The 15783-nt window shown below is 64.0% G+C and carries 18 protein-coding genes and 1 tRNA gene; 5 read left to right on the plus strand and 14 right to left on the minus strand.

What is annotated here, in order from left to right:
* The first annotated feature begins 50 nt into the window (after positions 1–50).
* Both MOK15_RS01740 and MOK15_RS01745 read left to right on the plus strand, forming a co-directional pair.
* Positions 51–899, plus strand: coding sequence for a metal-dependent hydrolase (locus MOK15_RS01740; RefSeq protein WP_242930019.1), 849 nt, complete (start codon positions 51–53; stop codon positions 897–899).
* A 31-nt stretch (positions 900–930) separates the two neighbouring features.
* Positions 931–1464 carry a GNAT family N-acetyltransferase gene (locus MOK15_RS01745; protein ID WP_242930020.1) on the plus strand — a complete coding sequence of 178 codons (534 nt, stop codon included), beginning with the start codon at positions 931–933 and terminating at the stop codon, positions 1462–1464.
* Positions 1465–1644: 180 nt separating this feature from the next.
* Here the strand turns inward: MOK15_RS01745 and MOK15_RS01750 are convergent, their stop codons facing one another.
* From MOK15_RS01750 to rplU, 3 genes are all read right to left on the minus strand, one after another.
* Positions 1645–2217, minus strand: coding sequence for a GNAT family N-acetyltransferase (locus tag MOK15_RS01750; protein WP_242930021.1), 573 nt, complete (start codon positions 2215–2217; stop codon positions 1645–1647).
* Positions 2218–2488: 271 nt separating this feature from the next.
* The gene (gene rpmA / locus MOK15_RS01755) at positions 2489–2758 is read right to left on the minus strand and encodes a 50S ribosomal protein L27 (protein ID WP_242930022.1); all 270 of its coding nucleotides are present in this window, start codon (positions 2756–2758) and stop codon (positions 2489–2491) included.
* A gap of 32 nt (positions 2759–2790) precedes the next feature.
* Complete coding sequence (gene rplU / locus MOK15_RS01760; RefSeq protein WP_242930023.1) at positions 2791–3090, minus strand: 50S ribosomal protein L21; 300 nt, start codon at positions 3088–3090, stop codon at positions 2791–2793.
* 187 nt (positions 3091–3277) lie between these two features.
* Between rplU and MOK15_RS01765 the strand changes: the two genes are divergently transcribed.
* From MOK15_RS01765 to ybaL, 3 genes are all read left to right on the plus strand, one after another.
* Positions 3278–3670 (plus strand): hypothetical protein, encoded by a 393-nt coding sequence (locus tag MOK15_RS01765; RefSeq protein WP_242930024.1) that lies wholly within the window; start codon positions 3278–3280, stop codon positions 3668–3670.
* Positions 3671–3726: 56 nt separating this feature from the next.
* The gene (locus tag MOK15_RS21810; RefSeq protein WP_278254101.1) at positions 3727–3855 is read left to right on the plus strand and encodes a hypothetical protein; all 129 of its coding nucleotides are present in this window, start codon (positions 3727–3729) and stop codon (positions 3853–3855) included.
* Positions 3856–4033: 178 nt separating this feature from the next.
* Positions 4034–5680 (plus strand): YbaL family putative K(+) efflux transporter, encoded by a 1647-nt coding sequence (gene ybaL, locus MOK15_RS01770; protein ID WP_242930025.1) that lies wholly within the window; start codon positions 4034–4036, stop codon positions 5678–5680.
* A 154-nt stretch (positions 5681–5834) separates the two neighbouring features.
* Here the strand turns inward: ybaL and MOK15_RS01775 are convergent, their stop codons facing one another.
* From MOK15_RS01775 to MOK15_RS01825, 11 genes are all read right to left on the minus strand, one after another.
* Entirely contained in the window at positions 5835–7577 is a 1743-nt protein-coding gene (locus MOK15_RS01775) for a DEAD/DEAH box helicase (RefSeq protein ID WP_242930026.1), read from the minus strand.
* A gap of 305 nt (positions 7578–7882) precedes the next feature.
* Positions 7883–8581, minus strand: a complete 699-nt coding sequence (gene rplA, locus MOK15_RS01780; protein WP_242930027.1) for a 50S ribosomal protein L1 — start codon at positions 8579–8581, stop codon at positions 7883–7885.
* A 4-nt stretch (positions 8582–8585) separates the two neighbouring features.
* Positions 8586–9017: a 50S ribosomal protein L11 gene (gene rplK, locus MOK15_RS01785; RefSeq protein WP_242930028.1), complete on the minus strand. Its 432-nt coding sequence runs from the start codon at positions 9015–9017 to the stop codon at positions 8586–8588.
* 199 nt (positions 9018–9216) lie between these two features.
* Entirely contained in the window at positions 9217–9753 is a 537-nt protein-coding gene (gene nusG, locus MOK15_RS01790) for a transcription termination/antitermination protein NusG (RefSeq protein ID WP_242930029.1), read from the minus strand.
* Between the two features lie 69 nt (positions 9754–9822).
* Positions 9823–10026, minus strand: a complete 204-nt coding sequence (secE, locus tag MOK15_RS01795) for a preprotein translocase subunit SecE (RefSeq protein WP_242932599.1) — start codon at positions 10024–10026, stop codon at positions 9823–9825.
* Positions 10027–10198: 172 nt separating this feature from the next.
* Positions 10199–10274: transfer RNA gene (locus MOK15_RS01800), tRNA-Trp, on the minus strand.
* 147 nt (positions 10275–10421) lie between these two features.
* A complete protein-coding gene (locus MOK15_RS01805) occupies positions 10422–11645 on the minus strand; it encodes a dihydroorotase (RefSeq protein ID WP_242930030.1) in 1224 nt (407 codons plus the stop codon).
* Positions 11646–11814: 169 nt separating this feature from the next.
* The gene (locus MOK15_RS01810) at positions 11815–12825 is read right to left on the minus strand and encodes an aspartate carbamoyltransferase catalytic subunit (RefSeq protein WP_242930031.1); all 1011 of its coding nucleotides are present in this window, start codon (positions 12823–12825) and stop codon (positions 11815–11817) included.
* Between the two features lie 285 nt (positions 12826–13110).
* Positions 13111–14286, minus strand: coding sequence for a glycosyltransferase (locus MOK15_RS01815; RefSeq protein ID WP_242930032.1), 1176 nt, complete (start codon positions 14284–14286; stop codon positions 13111–13113).
* A gap of 4 nt (positions 14287–14290) precedes the next feature.
* Positions 14291–14797 carry a DUF2141 domain-containing protein gene (locus MOK15_RS01820; RefSeq protein ID WP_242932600.1) on the minus strand — a complete coding sequence of 169 codons (507 nt, stop codon included), beginning with the start codon at positions 14795–14797 and terminating at the stop codon, positions 14291–14293.
* A complete protein-coding gene (locus tag MOK15_RS01825; protein WP_242930033.1) occupies positions 14797–15756 on the minus strand; it encodes a hypothetical protein in 960 nt (319 codons plus the stop codon). Before MOK15_RS01825 ends, MOK15_RS01820 begins: the two co-directional genes overlap by 1 nt.
* Between the last annotated feature and the right edge of the window lie 27 nt (positions 15757–15783).

The raw sequence follows: 15783 nt of genomic DNA on the forward strand, positions 1-15783 counted from the left end.
TCAGTAACTCTTATTTACATCAATGTAAGTAATCGACGGAGCCATCCCCAGTGACCCCAACCGACCTCACCATCACGCCGCGCGACCGCCGTTTCGGGCGAGATCGCGCAGCCGCGCGACATTGGCTGAATGGCGATCCGATCGCCACGGCTTTTTTCAATGCGTTGTCGATCACCTTCCCGCGGGGCGAAGCCTATTTCATCGAAAGCGTCCGCGCCTTTCGCGACGGCGTGCCGGACCGGCTGGCAGGCGAGATCGCGGCCTTCATCAAACAGGAAGTGGTTCATAGCCGCGAGCATCTGGCCTTCAACCGGCAGGTGACGGGTCATGGCTATGACGTCTCACGCCTCGACGCCGACGTGACCATGGTGCTGGACATGGCGAAGCAGCGGCCCCCGATCGCCAGCCTGGCCGCGACCATGGCGCTGGAACATTTCACCGCTATCCTCGCCCATGAACTGCTGAGCGATCCCCGCCATCTGGAAGGCGCCGACCCGGAGATAGCCGCGCTCTGGCGCTGGCACGCGGTCGAGGAGATTGAGCATAAGGGCGTGGCCCATGACACCTGGGTCCACGCCACCCGCGACTGGCCGCGCGTCAGGCGCTGGTGGGTCAAATCAGCGATGATGCTGGTGGTGACGAAGAGCTTCCTGCACCACCGTGCGCGTGGCATGATGGATTTGTTGCGGCAGGACGGTGTCACCGGGCCACGGGCCTGGGGCGGGCTGCTATCCTATGCGCTGATCCGGCCGGGTGTCCTGCGCCGTGTGGCGTGGCCCTGGTTCAGCTATTTCCTGCCGGGCTTCCATCCGTGGAAGGTCGATGACCGCGCGTTGATCGCGCTGGCCGACACGCCCTATGTCGACGCGCGGATGGACGGAGCGCTGACGGCGGCTTGACCGAAGCGCGGCGGCGGTTTCTTATCGCCCCATGACCCAGCCACCCATATTGGAAACCGCCCACCTCATCCTCCGCCCGCATCGGGTGGAGGACTATGCCGCCTGCCGCATCCTGTGGAGCGATGCCCAGGTGGTGCGTCATATCGGCGGTGTGCCGCAAGAGGCGCAAGCCGTCTGGTTCCGCTTGCTGCGCTATGCGGGCATGTGGCCGATGCTGGGCTATGGCATGTGGGTGATCGAGGAACGCGACAGCGGTGCCTTCCTTGGCGAGGCCGGACTTCTCAGCGCCGAACGCGGCCTGCCTGAGCTGGAGGGCGTGCCGGAGGCGGGCTGGGTGCTCAGTCCGGATGCCTGGGGCAGGGGGATCGCCACCGAAGCGATGCAGGTGATTCTCGACTGGGCCGACAGGCATGTCGACGCCCCCTCGCTCCGCTGCATCATCGACCCGGACAATGCGGCCTCGATCAAGGTCGCGGAAAAGCTGGGCTTCACACCGCTGACCGACACGGAACTGGGCGGCAAGCCGACGCGGGTGTTCGATCGGGTTAGAAATCCTCCCCTGTAAGGCCGGGCTATCGCATATGGCCTTTCGCCTCTCTCCAACCGTCATGCTGAACTTGTTTCAGCATCCATCGCGCCTCCGGGTCCGACAAACCAGGAGGCGAAATGGACCCTGAAACGAGTTCAGGGTGACGAAGAGAGATTGGGCAGATGCCCCGCTCTTCCAGGGGAAGATCAGAGTTTTTCACGCCGCTACCGGCCATGAATCCCCATAGAGATCCATGGCCGGGTCGCTGCTCATTCGGTCGTCTTCGCCTTCCTCGAACACCAAGGAGTCGACCATGGCGTCGCGGCCCAGGCTGTAGCGTTTCTCGATCCGTCCGGTGAAACGGAAGCCCAGCTTGCGCAGGACGTTGCCCGATGCCGGATTATCGACGAAATGGCCTGCGCGGATGGCGGGGAGGCCACCGGCCCGCGCCATGCCCAGCACGGCGCGCGCAGCTTCGGTCGCGAAGCCCAGGCCCCAATAGGGGCGGGCGATCCAGTAGCCCAGTTCGGGATCGCCCTGCTCGTCCAGATGGACGCCGCATCCGCCGATCAGGCGCGGCGCGCCGTGGGTACGGGTGAAAATCAGCAAACGAGGCAGGCGCGGATGCTGCGGTAGCGCCAGAAAGGCTTCGGCGTCATCCAGTCCATAGGGGCTGGGTACGCGCGCCAGGTTGCGGACGACGGCGGGGTCGTCGATAGCCATGGCCAGGGCCTGCGCGTCTTCCATCCAGCCGGGACGCAGCAACAGGCGGGGGGTACGGGCGAACATTATCATCTCCTCTTCTGCGCGCCGCTAGCTGCCTTTCATGACGACTTGACGACGCTTTATTCCGGACATTTCCCCGCCTGTCCGACGTGCGGGAAGGCGTTGGGTTCCAGAGGTTTGAGGGATTATGAGGGGAGTATCCGCCCAACGGAAAAAGGGCGCCCCTCTCAAGTGAGGAGCGCCCCTTGTTCCCTCGGACTCCGGTATCGGACAGATGGTCCAGACACCGGGAGGATCGCCCCTTGCGGAGGACGACCCGTCATCAAGTCGTCCGTTATTCTGCGGCTTCGGCCAGCCCGTCCACCGATACATATTTGCGGCCGAGCTTGCCGGTGTGGAACACCACCTTGCCTTCGCCAAGCGCGAAGAGGGTGTGATCCTTGCCCATGCCGACATTGCGGCCCGGGTATACGCGGGTGCCGCGCTGGCGAATGATGATGTTGCCGCCGATCACGTCCTGACCGCCGAACTTCTTCACGCCAAGGCGCTTCGACTCCGAATCGCGACCGTTGCGCGACGAACCGCCAGCTTTTTTATGTGCCATGACCTAAACTCCTCGAAATCTTACGCTGTGGCTCAGGCGCCGATCGACACGATCTTGAGGATCGTGTGGTTCTGGCGGTGGCCGTTCTTGCGGCGATAATTGTGACGGCGGCGCTTCTTGAAGACGATGACCTTCTCGCCCTTGGCCTGCGCGATGATTTCCGCCGCGACGGTCAGCTTGGTAGCGTCCTTCAGGTCGCCGCCTTCACCGGCCAGCAGGACGTCGTCCAGCGTAACCTTGTCGCCGGCTTCGCCAGCCAGCTTTTCAACGACGATCTTGTCTCCGGCGGCGACGCGATATTGCTTGCCGCCTGTGCGCACGATAGCGAACATGGCTTGTCTCTTCTCGTTCAAATCTGCTTTCCGCAGATCATCAAGGACTAAGCCTGTCGACCCGCGCGGGAATGTGGCCCGTTAGTGGAATGACTCGCTCCTGTCAACCGATCCGCACCAGTATCCGGACTGGTTTTCGGTGCTTTCATTCCCTATCTTGGTCGTGACCAAGGGAATGAATGGACCTATGCGGCATTTGGGAACCGAAAAGCGGAAGGAAAGGGGCGGCATTGGCCGCACCGCGATCCTTGCCGCCTTTTGGACCCTGATCGCCGTCACGCTGCTGTCCGCACTTGCCCCGCTGGGACCGCCGCTCAGCCGCATGAAGGGTTCGGCCTTCAATCCCGCGACCAGCGAAGTGGTGCTCAAGGGGCGTACCCCTGTTAAGACGCAGGCAGTCCAGCCCGTCCGCCCGGATGACGGGCTGCAACCGGTGGGGCTTTTATGCCTGGCCGTGGCGCTGGTCGTCGGCTTCTGGCGTCTTTCGACAGCCGTCTTCGTTTCGATCGCGCCACATCGCGTCGCTCGCCTGGGCCTCGACCGTGCCCATCCTGCCCGAGCGCCGCCCGCCTCTTTCTGACGAATCGGTATTGGCCCGCCATGCGCGGGCCTTCGTCGGAAAGAGGAGTCTCTCTTATGCCTCGCAAGAATTTGCGACGCGGCCGTCGCCGTCGTCCGCCCTGGTGGTTCATGCCCGCCGTGATGGCGGGCATGGGTGTCGCCGCCGTGGCGCTGTCCGCGGCGATGATGACCATCGTCGAATGAGCGCTCGCCCCTCAATCACCGTTCGTTCCAAGCGAAGTCGAGAAGCGGACAGGACATGCGTCCCGTTTCTCGACACGCTCGGAACGAACGGAATTGGTTGAGTCGAGCCACATCTGTTAGTTTTTCGCCGGGCGCGTCACAGATTCGCAGCGCCAGGCGACAGGATTGAAAGGCATCTATGCCCCATCACACGCCCCTTATCGGCACTATCGTTGCCGGCCTTGTCGTCGCCTTCATCATGGGCGCCATCGCCCATCGCCTCAAACTCTCTCCGCTGGTCGGCTATCTGGTCGCCGGCATCATGGTTGGACCCTTCACCCCCGGCTTCGTCGCCGATGCGGGGCTTGCCAACGAACTGGCGGAAATCGGCGTCATCCTGCTGATGTTCGGCGTCGGCCTGCATTTCTCGCTTAAGGACCTGCTGTCGGTGAAGGCGATCGCCGTTCCCGGCGCGCTGGTCCAGATCGCGGTCGCGACATTGCTTGGCATGGGTCTGGCCCATCTCATGGGCTGGACGCTGATGGGTGGGCTGGTCTTCGGCCTTGCCCTGTCGGTCGCCAGCACCGTGGTCCTACTGCGCGCGTTACAGGGCGCCGATCTCGTCGAAACCCGGCGTGGGCGCGTCGCGGTCGGCTGGCTGATCGTCGAGGATCTGGTGATGGTCCTGGCCCTCGTGCTGCTCCCCGCGCTTGCCAGCGTCATGAACAATGCTGACGGCAGCGGCGGGGCAGGGGCGCTCGTCGCGCCGCTGCTTGGCACCCTGCTCAAGGTGGTGGGTTTCGTCGCGGTGATGCTGATTGTCGGCCGCCGCGTCATTCCCTGGGCGTTGCACTGGGTCGTCCACACCGGTTCGCGCGAGTTGTTTCGCTTGGCCGTGCTCGCCATCGCGCTTGGTGTCGCCTTCGGCGCGGCGCTGGCCTTTGACGTGTCGTTCGCGCTGGGGGCTTTCTTCGCCGGCATGATCCTGGGCGAAACCCCGCTCAGCCGCCGCGCTACGGAGGAGACGCTGCCCCTGCGCGATGCCTTCGCCGTGCTGTTCTTCGTGTCGGTGGGGATGCTCTTCAACCCGGCGATCGTGGTGCAGCACCCGCTGCCGTTGCTCGCCACCATCCTCATCATCGTTATCGGCAAGTCGATCGCCGCATGGGGCATTGTCCGCGCTTTCGGCTATCCCAATGTCACCGCGCTCACCATCGCGGCCAGCCTGGCCCAGATCGGTGAGTTTTCCTTCATCCTTGCTTCGCTAGGGGCTGGCCTGGGGGTTCTGGAGCCGGAGGCGCGCGACCTGATCCTGGCCGGTGCGCTGGTATCGATCTTCCTCAACCCGATCCTCTTCTCGATGATCGTGCGCGAACATAAGAAGGAGGATGATGAGGGCGAGGAAGCGAAGCAGCCCGCCGGTCATCCCGACCGTCCGCGCATCGGCCATGTGATTCTGGTCGGCTATGGCCGGGTGGGCAAGCTCATCGCCCAGCGCCTGGCCGAGCGACATGTCCATTTCGTTGTCGTGGAAGGCGATCCGGAACGGGTGGAGGAGGCCAAGGACGCGGGTGTTCCCGTTGTGCGCGGCAATGCGCTGGAGGACAAGCATCTGCTTGCTGCGGGCATTTGCGAGGCGCGCCATCTGCTGATCGCGGTGCCCGAAGGGTTTGAGGGCGGCGCGATCCATGAACATGCGCGGCACCTGAACGCCAATCTCCAGGTCATCGCCCGTGCCCATTCGGATGCGGAGGTCGCCCATCTGGAAGGGCTGGGCGTGCCCCATGTCGTCATGGGAGAGCGCGAACTGGCCGGGCGGATGCTGGCACTCTGCGGGGTTGGGTAATTAAAGCTGCGTTGAGAACGACTCATCAAGATCGAAAGGTTGCTGTTCCCCGGCGAAGGCCGGGGAACAGGTCCATATGAGTTTTCATCAATGCAGTCTGGTGTAACGTTATTTCCGTTCGCTTCTCGACACGCTCGAACCGAACAGAGTGACATTACCCGCGCGGTTTGCGTGGTCCGCCGGGGCCGCCGCGCTTGGGTCCGCCCTTGAAGGGGCGGGGCGCGTAGCCGGCCGGGCGCGGCCCGCGATCATTGGAGCGGTTGCCCTGGCGCTTATGTTCCCGTGCTTCCTCGCGCGGGGCACCGTCGATCGGTTCGAACGCCACGTCCGCGCCTTCGTCATTCGCTTCGCCGGTGCGCTTGACCGATGCAATGAAGCGGCTGGCGATCGCCTTGGGGATTTCGAACATCGTTTCGTTGGTGGTGATGCGGATCGCGCCAATGTCCTGCCGTGATACATGCCCACGACGGCAGATCAGCGGCAGCAACCAGCGCGGATCGGCATTCTGGCGCCGGCCGATGTCCATGCGGAACCATTGTGTGTCCTCAAAGCCCGGACGCGGCCCGTCGCGGCGGGGCGGCGCTTCGCTGGCGTCCAGCAGTTCTTCGGGTGCAGGCATCGCGGCGCGGGCGCTGCGCACCAGCATGGCGGCGATTTCCTTGGCGCTCTTGGCGGCCAGCAATTCGCCGCCCAGCGCCCAGTCGGATTCCTCCAACTCCATCGGCTCCAGCAGGCGTGAACGCAGCCGTTCGGCATCCTGCTGCGCGATCGCTTCCTTGCTCGGCGCGGTGGTCCATTCGACGGGGATCTTGGCCCCGCGCAGCATGGATTCGACACGACGACGGCGGGGGTAGGGCACGATCAGCACGGCCGTCCCCTTCTTGCCCGCGCGTCCGGTACGTCCCGAACGATGCTGCATGGTTTCCGCGTCGCGCGGCAGTTCGACATGAACCACCAGGGTCAGCGTGGGCAGGTCGATGCCGCGCGCGGCCACGTCGGTCGCCACACAGACCCGCGCCCGCTTGTCGCGCAGCGCCTGCAACGCATGGTTACGTTCATTCTGGCTATGTTCGCCCGACAGCGCCACGGCGGCAAAGCCTCGCTCGGTCAGGCTGGCGTGCAGATGACGCACATTGTCGCGCGTGGCGCAGAACAGGATCGCCGTCTCCGCCTCATGAAAGCGCAACAGGTTGACGACGGCATTTTCGATGTCGGACGGGGCAACGGTCATCGCCTGATAGCTGATGTCGCCATGGCCGCGTTCGGCCGAGATGGTCGCGATTTGCAGCGCGTCCTTCTGGTAGCGGCGGGCCAGCGCCACGATCGGCTTGGGCATGGTGGCCGAAAAAAGCAGGGTGCGGCGTCCCTCAGCCGTAGCGTCGAGAATCCCTTCCAGATCCTCGCGGAAGCCCATGTCGAGCATCTCGTCCGCCTCGTCCAGAACCGCAGTGCGCAGCGACGACAGGTCGAGCGCTCCGCGTTCCAGATGGTCGCGCAGGCGGCCCGGCGTGCCGACCACGATATGCGCGCCCTGAGCCAGCGCCCGGCGTTCCTTGGCGGCGTCCATGCCACCGACGCAGGTGGCGATGCGGGCGCGAGCGCCGGCATAGAGCCATTCCAGTTCGCGGCTGACCTGCAACGCCAGTTCGCGCGTTGGCGCGATCACCAGCGCCAGCGGCCAGGCGGGCGGTGGCAGGCGATCGGCGTCGCCCAGCAGTTCGCCGGCCATGGCGAGGCCAAAGGCGACAGTCTTGCCCGATCCGGTCTGTGCCGACACGATCAGGTCGCGGCCATGCGCTTCCGGTTCGGTGACTTCGGCCTGCACCGGTGTCAGCGCCTCATAGCCCTTGGCGGTCAGCGCCTGCGCGAGCAGGGGGTGGAGTGTTTCAAAAGACATATTCTCGTTTTCTCGTCGGTTAAGCGACCCGCCATTCCCGACGGATACGAACGACCGTTCATGTTCCCGATGCGGGAACTCAGGGGAAGGTCACGCCCCTGATTCCAAAATCCTCCCCTGCAAGGGGAGGGGGACCGCCGCCAAAGGCGGTGGTGGAGGGGTGTCCCCCTATCGAGAGGGTGACACCCTCCGTCTGGCCAGCGGCCAGCCACCTCCCCTTGCGGGGAGGATGATCTGATAAAATAAGAAAGCCTCCTTCCCCATTTCCGAGGAAGGAGGCTTGCCTATTATCTATAGCGCAAAAATCAGACCGAAGCGACTTCCGCCACATCGACCTTCACGCCCGGACCCATCGAGGACGACAGGGCGATCTTGCGGACATATTTGCCCTTAGAACCCGACGGCTTCGCCTTGACGATCGCGTCGACGAAAGCGTCGAAATTCTTGCGCAGATCTTCAGCGGAGAAGCTCGCCTTGCCCAGGCCAGCGTGGATGATACCGGCCTTTTCGACGCGGAATTCGATCTGGCCACCCTTGGCGGCCTTCACGGCTTCGGCGACGTTCGGCGTCACGGTGCCCAGCTTCGGGTTCGGCATCAGGCCCTTGGGACCCAGAACCTTACCCAGGCGACCGACCAGACCCATCATGTCGGGGGTGGCGATCACGCGCTGGAAATCGATGTTGCCGGCCTGGATGCTGTCCAGCAGATCCTCGGCGCCCACGATGTCGGCGCCGGCGGCGGTTGCCGCTTCAGCCTTGTCGCCACGGGCGAACACGGCGACGCGGACGTCCTTGCCGGTGCCGGCGGGCAGGGTGACGACGCCACGGACCATCTGGTCGGCGTGACGCGGGTCGACGCCCAGGTTGATCGCGATTTCGACGCTTTCGTCGAACTTGGCGGTTGCGTGGGTCTTGATCAGGCCCAGCGCTTCGTTGACGCCGTGCAGCTTCTCGCGGTCAACCGCAGTGGCCAGGCTCTTCGCCTTCTTGGTCAGCTTTGCCATGGTCTTAGCCCTCCACCACTTCGAGGCCCATCGCGCGAGCGGAGCCTTCGATGATCTTCGTCGCTGCGTCGATGTCGTTCGCGTTCAGGTCAACCATCTTGGCCTGGGCGATTTCAGCAAGCTGCGAGCGCTTGATCTTGCCGGCGACGACCTTGCCCGGTTCCTTGGAACCCGACTTCAGGTTGACGGCCTTCTTGATCAGATAGGTTGCCGGCGGCTGCTTCGTGACGAAGCTGAACGAACGGTCCGCATAGACGGTGATGATGGTCGGCAGCGGGGTGCCCTTTTCCATCTTGTCCGTCGAGGCGTTGAACGCCTTGCAGAATTCCATGATGTTCACACCGCGCTGACCCAAAGCAGGGCCGATCGGCGGCGAGGGGTTGGCGGCTCCAGCGGGCACCTGGAGCTTGATATAGCCCGTAATCTTCTTGGCCATTGTCACTCACTCTGTTGCTGGACGATCCGAAAATCGCCCGGTTCAAGTTTAGCGGTTCAACCGGAAGCCAAAGCCTCCTCCCGCACACATTCCCTAAGAGGGAATATTGTGCTCCTGCGAATGCAGGAGAACCCAGGGCCGCTTGCGCTGCGCCTGGAAACCCTGAGCTCCTGCTTTCGCAGGAGCACGGGGAAATATATCACTTCGACAGTTCGACCTGCTCGAAGTCCAGTTCGACCGGCGTGGCGCGGCCGAAGATCGACACCGACACCTTGACCCGGTTCTTTTCGAAATCCAGTTCCTCGACCACGCCGTTGAAGCTGGCGAAGGGACCGTCCAGCACCTTGACGCTGTCGCCGATCTCGTAATCGACATTGACCTTGTGCTTGGGCGCCGCTTCGGCTTCCTTCTGGGCGCCGAAATAGCGGGCGGCGTCCGCCTCGCTGATCGCCTGAGGCTTGCCGCTCGAACCCAGGAAGCCTGTCACCTTGGGTGTGTTCTTGACCAGGTGATAAATGTCGTCGTTCATCGCCAGCTTGGCGAGGACATAGCCGGGCATGAACTTGCGTTCGACCTGCACCTTCTTGCCGCGTTTCACTTCGGTCACGGTTTCGGTGGGAACTTCCACCTGCTCGACGAGCTGGGAGAGGCCCATGCGCTCGGCTTCGGTCAGGATCGATTCCTTGACCTTGTTCTCGAAGCCCGAATAGGCGTGGATGATGTACCAGCGCGCCATGTTACCGTCTCAAACTCCTGTTCAGAGCGTTTCGCTCAACGTCTCGCCGCCCTAAGTGGAGCGCCTTGCTCAACGACCAGCGGCAACGCCCAGTAGCCACTGGACGATTGCGCCGAAGAAGGTGTCGATGCCGAAGAAGAAGAGGCCCAGCAGCGTCGTCATGATGACGACCATCACGCCGGTCATCAGAGTCTCGCGGCCGGTCGGCCATACGATCTTCTTCGCTTCGGTCTGCACCTGATTGACGAATTCACCGGGGGAAACCTTCGCCATCATCTGCCTTCTAAATCGTCAAAACCAACACCAATTCGCGAAGCAACAGTCCGCCCTCCCGATCCCGCCCTATCTGGCGTCCGGGGGTGCGGCCGCTGGCTCCGCGACCATGCTTCGCCTGCGCACTTAGCCGCGAACCCCTGATTTATCAAGGGTTCGCGGCCAGTTCGCTTGGCAGGAGTGGAGGGACTCGAACCCACGGCATTCGGTTTTGGAGACCGACGCTCTACCAACTGAGCTACACTCCTGCACTGGCCGGAGCCAGCGAAGGAGGGCGCTTTAGCGTGGCCGGGCAGGGAGGGCAAGCGCCATTATGCGGCTTTTTGCACCGGCTTAGGGACTTGAGCGGTGCCGCATCCAAAATGCGCTCTTCCGCGCATTTTCAAACGGACTCTTTACAGAAACACCCCGCCCTTCATGATCCGCCGTGCGCGGCCCTGTACCGGCACCTTGTCGAACGGCGTGTTGCCCGCCGCCGCCGCCATCTTGTCCGAATCCACGATCCAGGGCGTGTCGGGATCAACGAAGATCAGGTCAGCCGCGCTGCCGGGGGAAAAGCTGCCTGCATTCACGCCCAGGATTCGGGCCGGATTGGCGGATAGGAGCGTCATCAGCCGGTTGATCGTCACATGCCCTTCGCGCACCAGGTTGAGCGACAGGGCGAGCAGGGTTTCCGCCCCCGCCATGCCGGGCGCGGCGTCGGCGAAGGGGAGGCGCTTGTCCTCCGGTCCGCGCGGGTCGTGGCTGGAGGTGATGACATCGACCGTGCCGTCCGCGACGGCGGCAAGGCTGGCCTGCCGGTCGCTTTCCGACCTGAGCGGCGGGGATAGGCGAGCGAAGGTGCGGAAATCGGTTGCCGCCTGATCGTTGAGGAACAGATAGGCCGGGCTGATGCCGCACGTGACCTTCAGCCCCTCCGCCTTGGCGGCGCGGACAAGCGAGAAGCCCGCCTGGGTCGTCACCAGCCGGAAATGGATCGATGCGCCGGTTTCGCGCATCAGCGTGATGTCGCGCGCGATCGCCATCGCTTCGGCGCAGGCCGGGGCATGGGGCAGGCCCAGCCGCGTCGCCGTTTCTCCGCTGGTCGCCACGGCTTTTGCGGTCAGGCCGCCATCTTCGGTATGGGCGATGAGGGTAAGGCCAAGGCCGCTGGCATAGGATAGCACCCGCAGCATCACGCCGGAATCGGCGATCCACTGGCGGCCCGTGCCCACGGCCTTGGCGCCGGCCGCCTGCATCAGGCCTATCTCGGCCATCTCCGTGCCTTTCAGGTCGCGCGTCGCCGCTGCGATCGGATGGACCCAGAAATCGGGCTTGCCTGCCCGCGCCGCCTCACGGATCAGGCCGACCTCATCCAACGGCGCGCGCTGGTCGGGCATCAGGGCGGCGCGGGTGATACCGCCGAAATGGAAGGCCGGTTTGTCGGTGGCAAAGACGCCCAGGTCGATGAGGCCCGGCGCGACCACCAGTCCCTGCGCATCGACGCGATCGGCGTTGCCGGGCACGTCGATCTGGCCCGTGGCGATGATTCGGTCGCCTTCGATCAGGATGGTGCCGGGGTTAAGGGTTGCTGCTGCCGGATCGGCCAGCTTGCCGTTGACGATGGCGAGGATAGTCATGCGGTAATCCCCCAGAAAACAAATGCCGTCATCCCCGCGAAGGCGGAGATCCATCTCCCAACCTTGCTTCTGGAGAGCGCGCAGGAGATGGATCCCCGCCTTCGCGGGGATGACGAAGGGTTGGAATGCGCCATCCCGCCCATCTCCGAGTCTTCGTCGGTCGGGATGGTCAAGACCATCCCTCCACGCCGCGCGCGCCGCGCGTCAGCACATCCAGGCACGCCATCCGTACCGCCACGCCCATCGCCACCTGCTCGGTGATCGCTGAGCGTTCGGGATGGTCGGCCACTATGCTGCTGATCTCCACACCCCGGTTCATCGGGCCGGGATGCATCACCAACGCATCGGGCTTGGCGATGGCGAGCCGCTCCGGCGTCAGGCCGTAAAGCGCATGATATTCGCGCGCCGACGGGATGAAGGCGCCATCCATCCGTTCATTCTGGAGACGCAGCATCATCACCACGTCCGCGCCATCCAGCCCTTCATCCATGCGGCTATAGGGGGTGGCGCCCAGCATCTCGACTTCGGGTGGCAGCAGCGTCGGCGGCGCGACCGCGCGCACCTGCGCACCCAGCGCGGCAAGGCAGAGCATGTTCGAGCGGGCCACGCGGCTGTGCAGCACATCGCCGCAGATGGCAACGACCAGCCCCTCGAACCCGCCCTTGCGGCGGCGGATGGTCAGCGCGTCGAGCAGAGCCTGGGTGGGATGCTGGTGCCAGCCGTCGCCGGCGTTCAGTACCGGGCAATCCACCTTGTCCGCGATCAGCGCCACCGCGCCCGAACTGGCATGGCGGATGACGATCACATCGGCGGCCATGGCGTTCAGCGTCATGGCGGTGTCGATCAGCGTCTCGCCCTTCTTCACGCTGGACTGGCCCGCGTGCATGTTGACGACATCTGCGCCCAATCGCTTGCCGGCAATCTCGAAGGACAACAGCGTGCGCGTGCTGTTCTCGAAAAAGGCGTTGATCTGCGTCATGCCCGCCAATCGGCCGTCATGTTTGCGCGCCTGGCCCTTGTTGGTCGTGGCCCAATGTTCGGCCTCGTCCAGCAGGAACCGGATTTCCCAGGGTTTGAGGTCGGCGATCGAAAGTAGATGCCGATGCGGAAACAACGCCTTGCCGGTCAACTCGGACCCGGAAGACTGGAAGGGGGTGTCGGGAATGAAGATGTCGGGCATGAACCGACCCTCTAGAGCGATTCCCGGCCAGATGGAACATCTGACCGATGGGAAATCGCCGGATGATGCCGGATACCGGCGAACTATGATCGCCTGTCGCTCAAGGCCCACCAGATGATACGCACCATCAGGGGCCAGCAGCCACAACTGAACTGGCGGGTAAAGCCAGCCTTAATATCGCTGTCTCGGCAATCTTCCGCTTTGGCGATGCGCATTTGAGGCGGCTTGCGCGGATCGGTCGGGGGGGCCGGTGGCACTTGTTCTATATCGACCGGCGCGATGGTGTCAGGCCACATTGCGATATCTCATGCCCAGGGTGGCATAGATCGCGAAAAGACGATCGAAATGCGTATCCATCGTTCCGACCTGGGCCGCTGCGTGGATCGCGCGCTGGCGCCAGGCGGCCGGGTTCGTTGCCGCCATATAGTCGATGGCATCGGCCAGGTCCGCAGGTTGCCCGGCGCGATAGCATAGTCCCAGACCCGGCCCGGCCTGATCGGCCGCGCCGCCTTCGTCCGGGACGATGACCGGCAGGCCGCTCGCCCGCGCTTCGGCTGCGATCATGCAGAAAGTTTCAGCCTCGCATCCATGGACCAGCGCATCGGCGCTGGCGAGCATGGTGGCGAGGGCGGCGCGGTCGCCTGTCGGGGCCAGGAGATGAATGTGCGGATTATGCGCCGCCGCCCGTCGCACGCGCGCGCTGTCCCGGCCATCGCCGACCAGGACCAGCCCGACCGATTGACGACAGCCCGCTATGGCGACAGCCCGGATGACCTGCGGCCACCGCTTTTCCGGTGCATGACGACCCGCGCCAATCAGCAGCAAGCTGTCGGGACCAAGGCCGCAACAGCGCAGTAGGTGGGTTCGCAAGGCTTCATCGCGGTGGCTGGGGGAGAAGATGCCCGGCTCCACACCCATGGGGATGGTTTGTATCCCGGTTACGCCCCCCTCGCGCAAGCGGCTGGACAGGCTTTCATTCGCGCTGACGATCAGGTCGAAAGCGGAATCGAGCCGCCTCAGGTGTCGCCAATACCAGTCGAAACCGCGGTCGATCACCGACCGAGATGCTACAGGTCCGAACCAGCGATAGGCGTAGGCCGATAACGGGTCGGCGTGCATGATGAGCGCGCGGGGCGCATTGCCTCGCCAGCGGCCGACCATGGCCGCACTCGACCAGGGAGATGAAGCCTCGACCAGATCGGGCTGCAACTCGTCCAGCATGGCATGCAGTGAGGCTTCGTCATCGAAATAATGATAGCGACGATCCAGTGGAAAACGCCGGCCGGGCAGCAGGACGATTCGCCCGTCACCGTCCGTCTGCACGACTGTGCTGCGTTCGCCCGGCGCCAGGATGATGATCTCATGGCCCGCTTTGGCTCCGGCTTTCAGCTTGCGTTCGACATAGGTCTTAACGCCGCCGCCCTGCGGGGCGTAAAAGGCGCAGACATCCACTATTCGCATGGCTTTATCGCTCCAGGGGGCCGAAGGAAAACAGACCGCGGCGGTAGTTCAGGGTGATGGAAATCGGTGTCGGCCCCGTCAGGGCGCGGGCGCTGGCGGCGCTGGCTGACGGCTTGCTCAAGCCCAGCTTCGGATTGCCCGCGAAGCCGATGCCGTCGATCGACACGGAGAATTTGCGGTTGCCATCGCGATCGTGCAGCAGGCTGAGCGCATAGACGCCCGGTCCCGGCGCGCGGATGCAAAGCTGGACGGGGCCGGAAGCGGGAACGGCGATTTCGACCCGTCGGAACGTCTTGCCCGCTGCGACCAGCACATTGTCGTCAGCCAGGAAATCGGTGTCGTTGGCGGGATAAAGTTCCAGCTTCAACCGCCCCTGGCGATCCTTGAGGCCGTTGGCCGTGACCAGGAAGGAAGGACCATGTTCGTCGGGGCGGCACTGGCCCTCCGCCTTCCCCAGATCGGGTGACGATGGCAGCGATGAGGTAGCCGCCCAGAGCATGAGGGCGATCATCACGCCCGCTTCCCGCGCCACAGGCCGCTGGCGCCCAGCACGATGCCGACCACCAGATGCGCGGTCAGGATAAGCGTGGCCATCAGCGCCATGGCCGACACGATTTCACTGTCCCGGCCGATCAGGAAGGCGGCCATGCCCGCAAAGACGACATCCTTGTTGGGCAGCAGCGGCAGGCGCGAAATCAACTGCCGTAACGTGCCCAGCAATATCCATGTGCTGAGGTCAACCGACGGCAGCAGCAGATGCCACATCGCCGCCGCCAGCACGGTGGTCGCGACGATGCGCAGCAGGTGGATGGCTGAAATGAACCAGAGTTCCGCCCTGGGCAGAGCGAAGAGCCGATGGCGCAGCAGCATCGCCACCAGGGATGTCGCCAGCACGAACAGGATGGACCCGGTGATTTCCCAATGGGTGGCACCGATGGGCAGAGCGTTGAACAACGGGATGGCGACCACCAGCATCGCCAGCGTGACGAGGTTGCCGACCAGGGCGGACAGGATCGTTACATCCTTCAGCGCGCCGAAGGGGGCCGCCTTGATCGCGGCGCTGCGCCGCGCCCAGGCATAGAAATAGACTTCGCCCAGATAGCCCAGCAATATCTCATTGCTGACCAGTTTGCGGAGCAATGCGCCGAAACCGCTGACGGGAATGGCCCATAGGCGACGGAAGATCACCCATTCCGATACCGGGCCTGCGGTATAATAAGCCGCGAAGGCCAGCCAGAAGAGCGGGGCGGTGGGCATGAGCGCCCACAGATTTGCCCTGTCGAGGCCGCGAAACTGGTGAACCGCAACCGCAAGGATCAGGATGGACACCAGAGGTCCCGCCCACAGCGTCCAGTTGCGACCGGAGCGGATCAGCGGTTGCGGGTCTATGACGGTGGTGAGGGGGGCGGCAACCTCTGGATAGGTGAGGGGGGATCGAAGGACTGAACCGGCGGATGTCTGGCCCGTCATACATGTCTCATCATTGTTGCTCCGTGC

The sequence above is a fragment of the Sphingobium sp. BYY-5 genome (genome assembly GCF_022758885.1).
Lineage (GTDB): Bacteria > Pseudomonadota > Alphaproteobacteria > Sphingomonadales > Sphingomonadaceae > Sphingobium.

Bases quoted from the DNA above. Each gene is read 5' to 3' on its own strand.
- nusG (WP_242930029.1), bottom strand. From the start codon at position 9,753: ATGGCGCGCTGGTACATCATCCACGCCTATTCGGGCTTCGAGAACAAG.
- MOK15_RS01775 (WP_242930026.1), bottom strand. From the start codon at position 7,577: ATGTCTTTTGAAACACTCCACCCCCTGCTCGCGCAGGCGCTGACCGCC.
- rplK (WP_242930028.1), bottom strand. From the start codon at position 9,017: ATGGCCAAGAAGATTACGGGCTATATCAAGCTCCAGGTGCCCGCTGGA.
- MOK15_RS01815 (WP_242930032.1), bottom strand. From the start codon at position 14,286: ATGCGAATAGTGGATGTCTGCGCCTTTTACGCCCCGCAGGGCGGCGGC.
- MOK15_RS21810 (WP_278254101.1), top strand. From the start codon at position 3,727: ATGCCTCGCAAGAATTTGCGACGCGGCCGTCGCCGTCGTCCGCCCTGG.
- MOK15_RS01750 (WP_242930021.1), bottom strand. From the start codon at position 2,217: ATGTTCGCCCGTACCCCCCGCCTGTTGCTGCGTCCCGGCTGGATGGAA.
- ybaL (WP_242930025.1), top strand. From the start codon at position 4,034: ATGCCCCATCACACGCCCCTTATCGGCACTATCGTTGCCGGCCTTGTC.
- MOK15_RS01805 (WP_242930030.1), bottom strand. From the start codon at position 11,645: ATGACTATCCTCGCCATCGTCAACGGCAAGCTGGCCGATCCGGCAGCA.
- MOK15_RS01810 (WP_242930031.1), bottom strand. From the start codon at position 12,825: ATGCCCGACATCTTCATTCCCGACACCCCCTTCCAGTCTTCCGGGTCC.
- MOK15_RS01825 (WP_242930033.1), bottom strand. From the start codon at position 15,756: ATGACGGGCCAGACATCCGCCGGTTCAGTCCTTCGATCCCCCCTCACC.
- MOK15_RS01745 (WP_242930020.1), top strand. From the start codon at position 931: ATGACCCAGCCACCCATATTGGAAACCGCCCACCTCATCCTCCGCCCG.
- rplU (WP_242930023.1), bottom strand. From the start codon at position 3,090: ATGTTCGCTATCGTGCGCACAGGCGGCAAGCAATATCGCGTCGCCGCC.
- MOK15_RS01820 (WP_242932600.1), bottom strand. From the start codon at position 14,797: ATGATCGCCCTCATGCTCTGGGCGGCTACCTCATCGCTGCCATCGTCA.
- rpmA (WP_242930022.1), bottom strand. From the start codon at position 2,758: ATGGCACATAAAAAAGCTGGCGGTTCGTCGCGCAACGGTCGCGATTCG.
- rplA (WP_242930027.1), bottom strand. From the start codon at position 8,581: ATGGCAAAGCTGACCAAGAAGGCGAAGAGCCTGGCCACTGCGGTTGAC.
- MOK15_RS01765 (WP_242930024.1), top strand. From the start codon at position 3,278: ATGCGGCATTTGGGAACCGAAAAGCGGAAGGAAAGGGGCGGCATTGGC.
- secE (WP_242932599.1), bottom strand. From the start codon at position 10,026: ATGGCGAAGGTTTCCCCCGGTGAATTCGTCAATCAGGTGCAGACCGAA.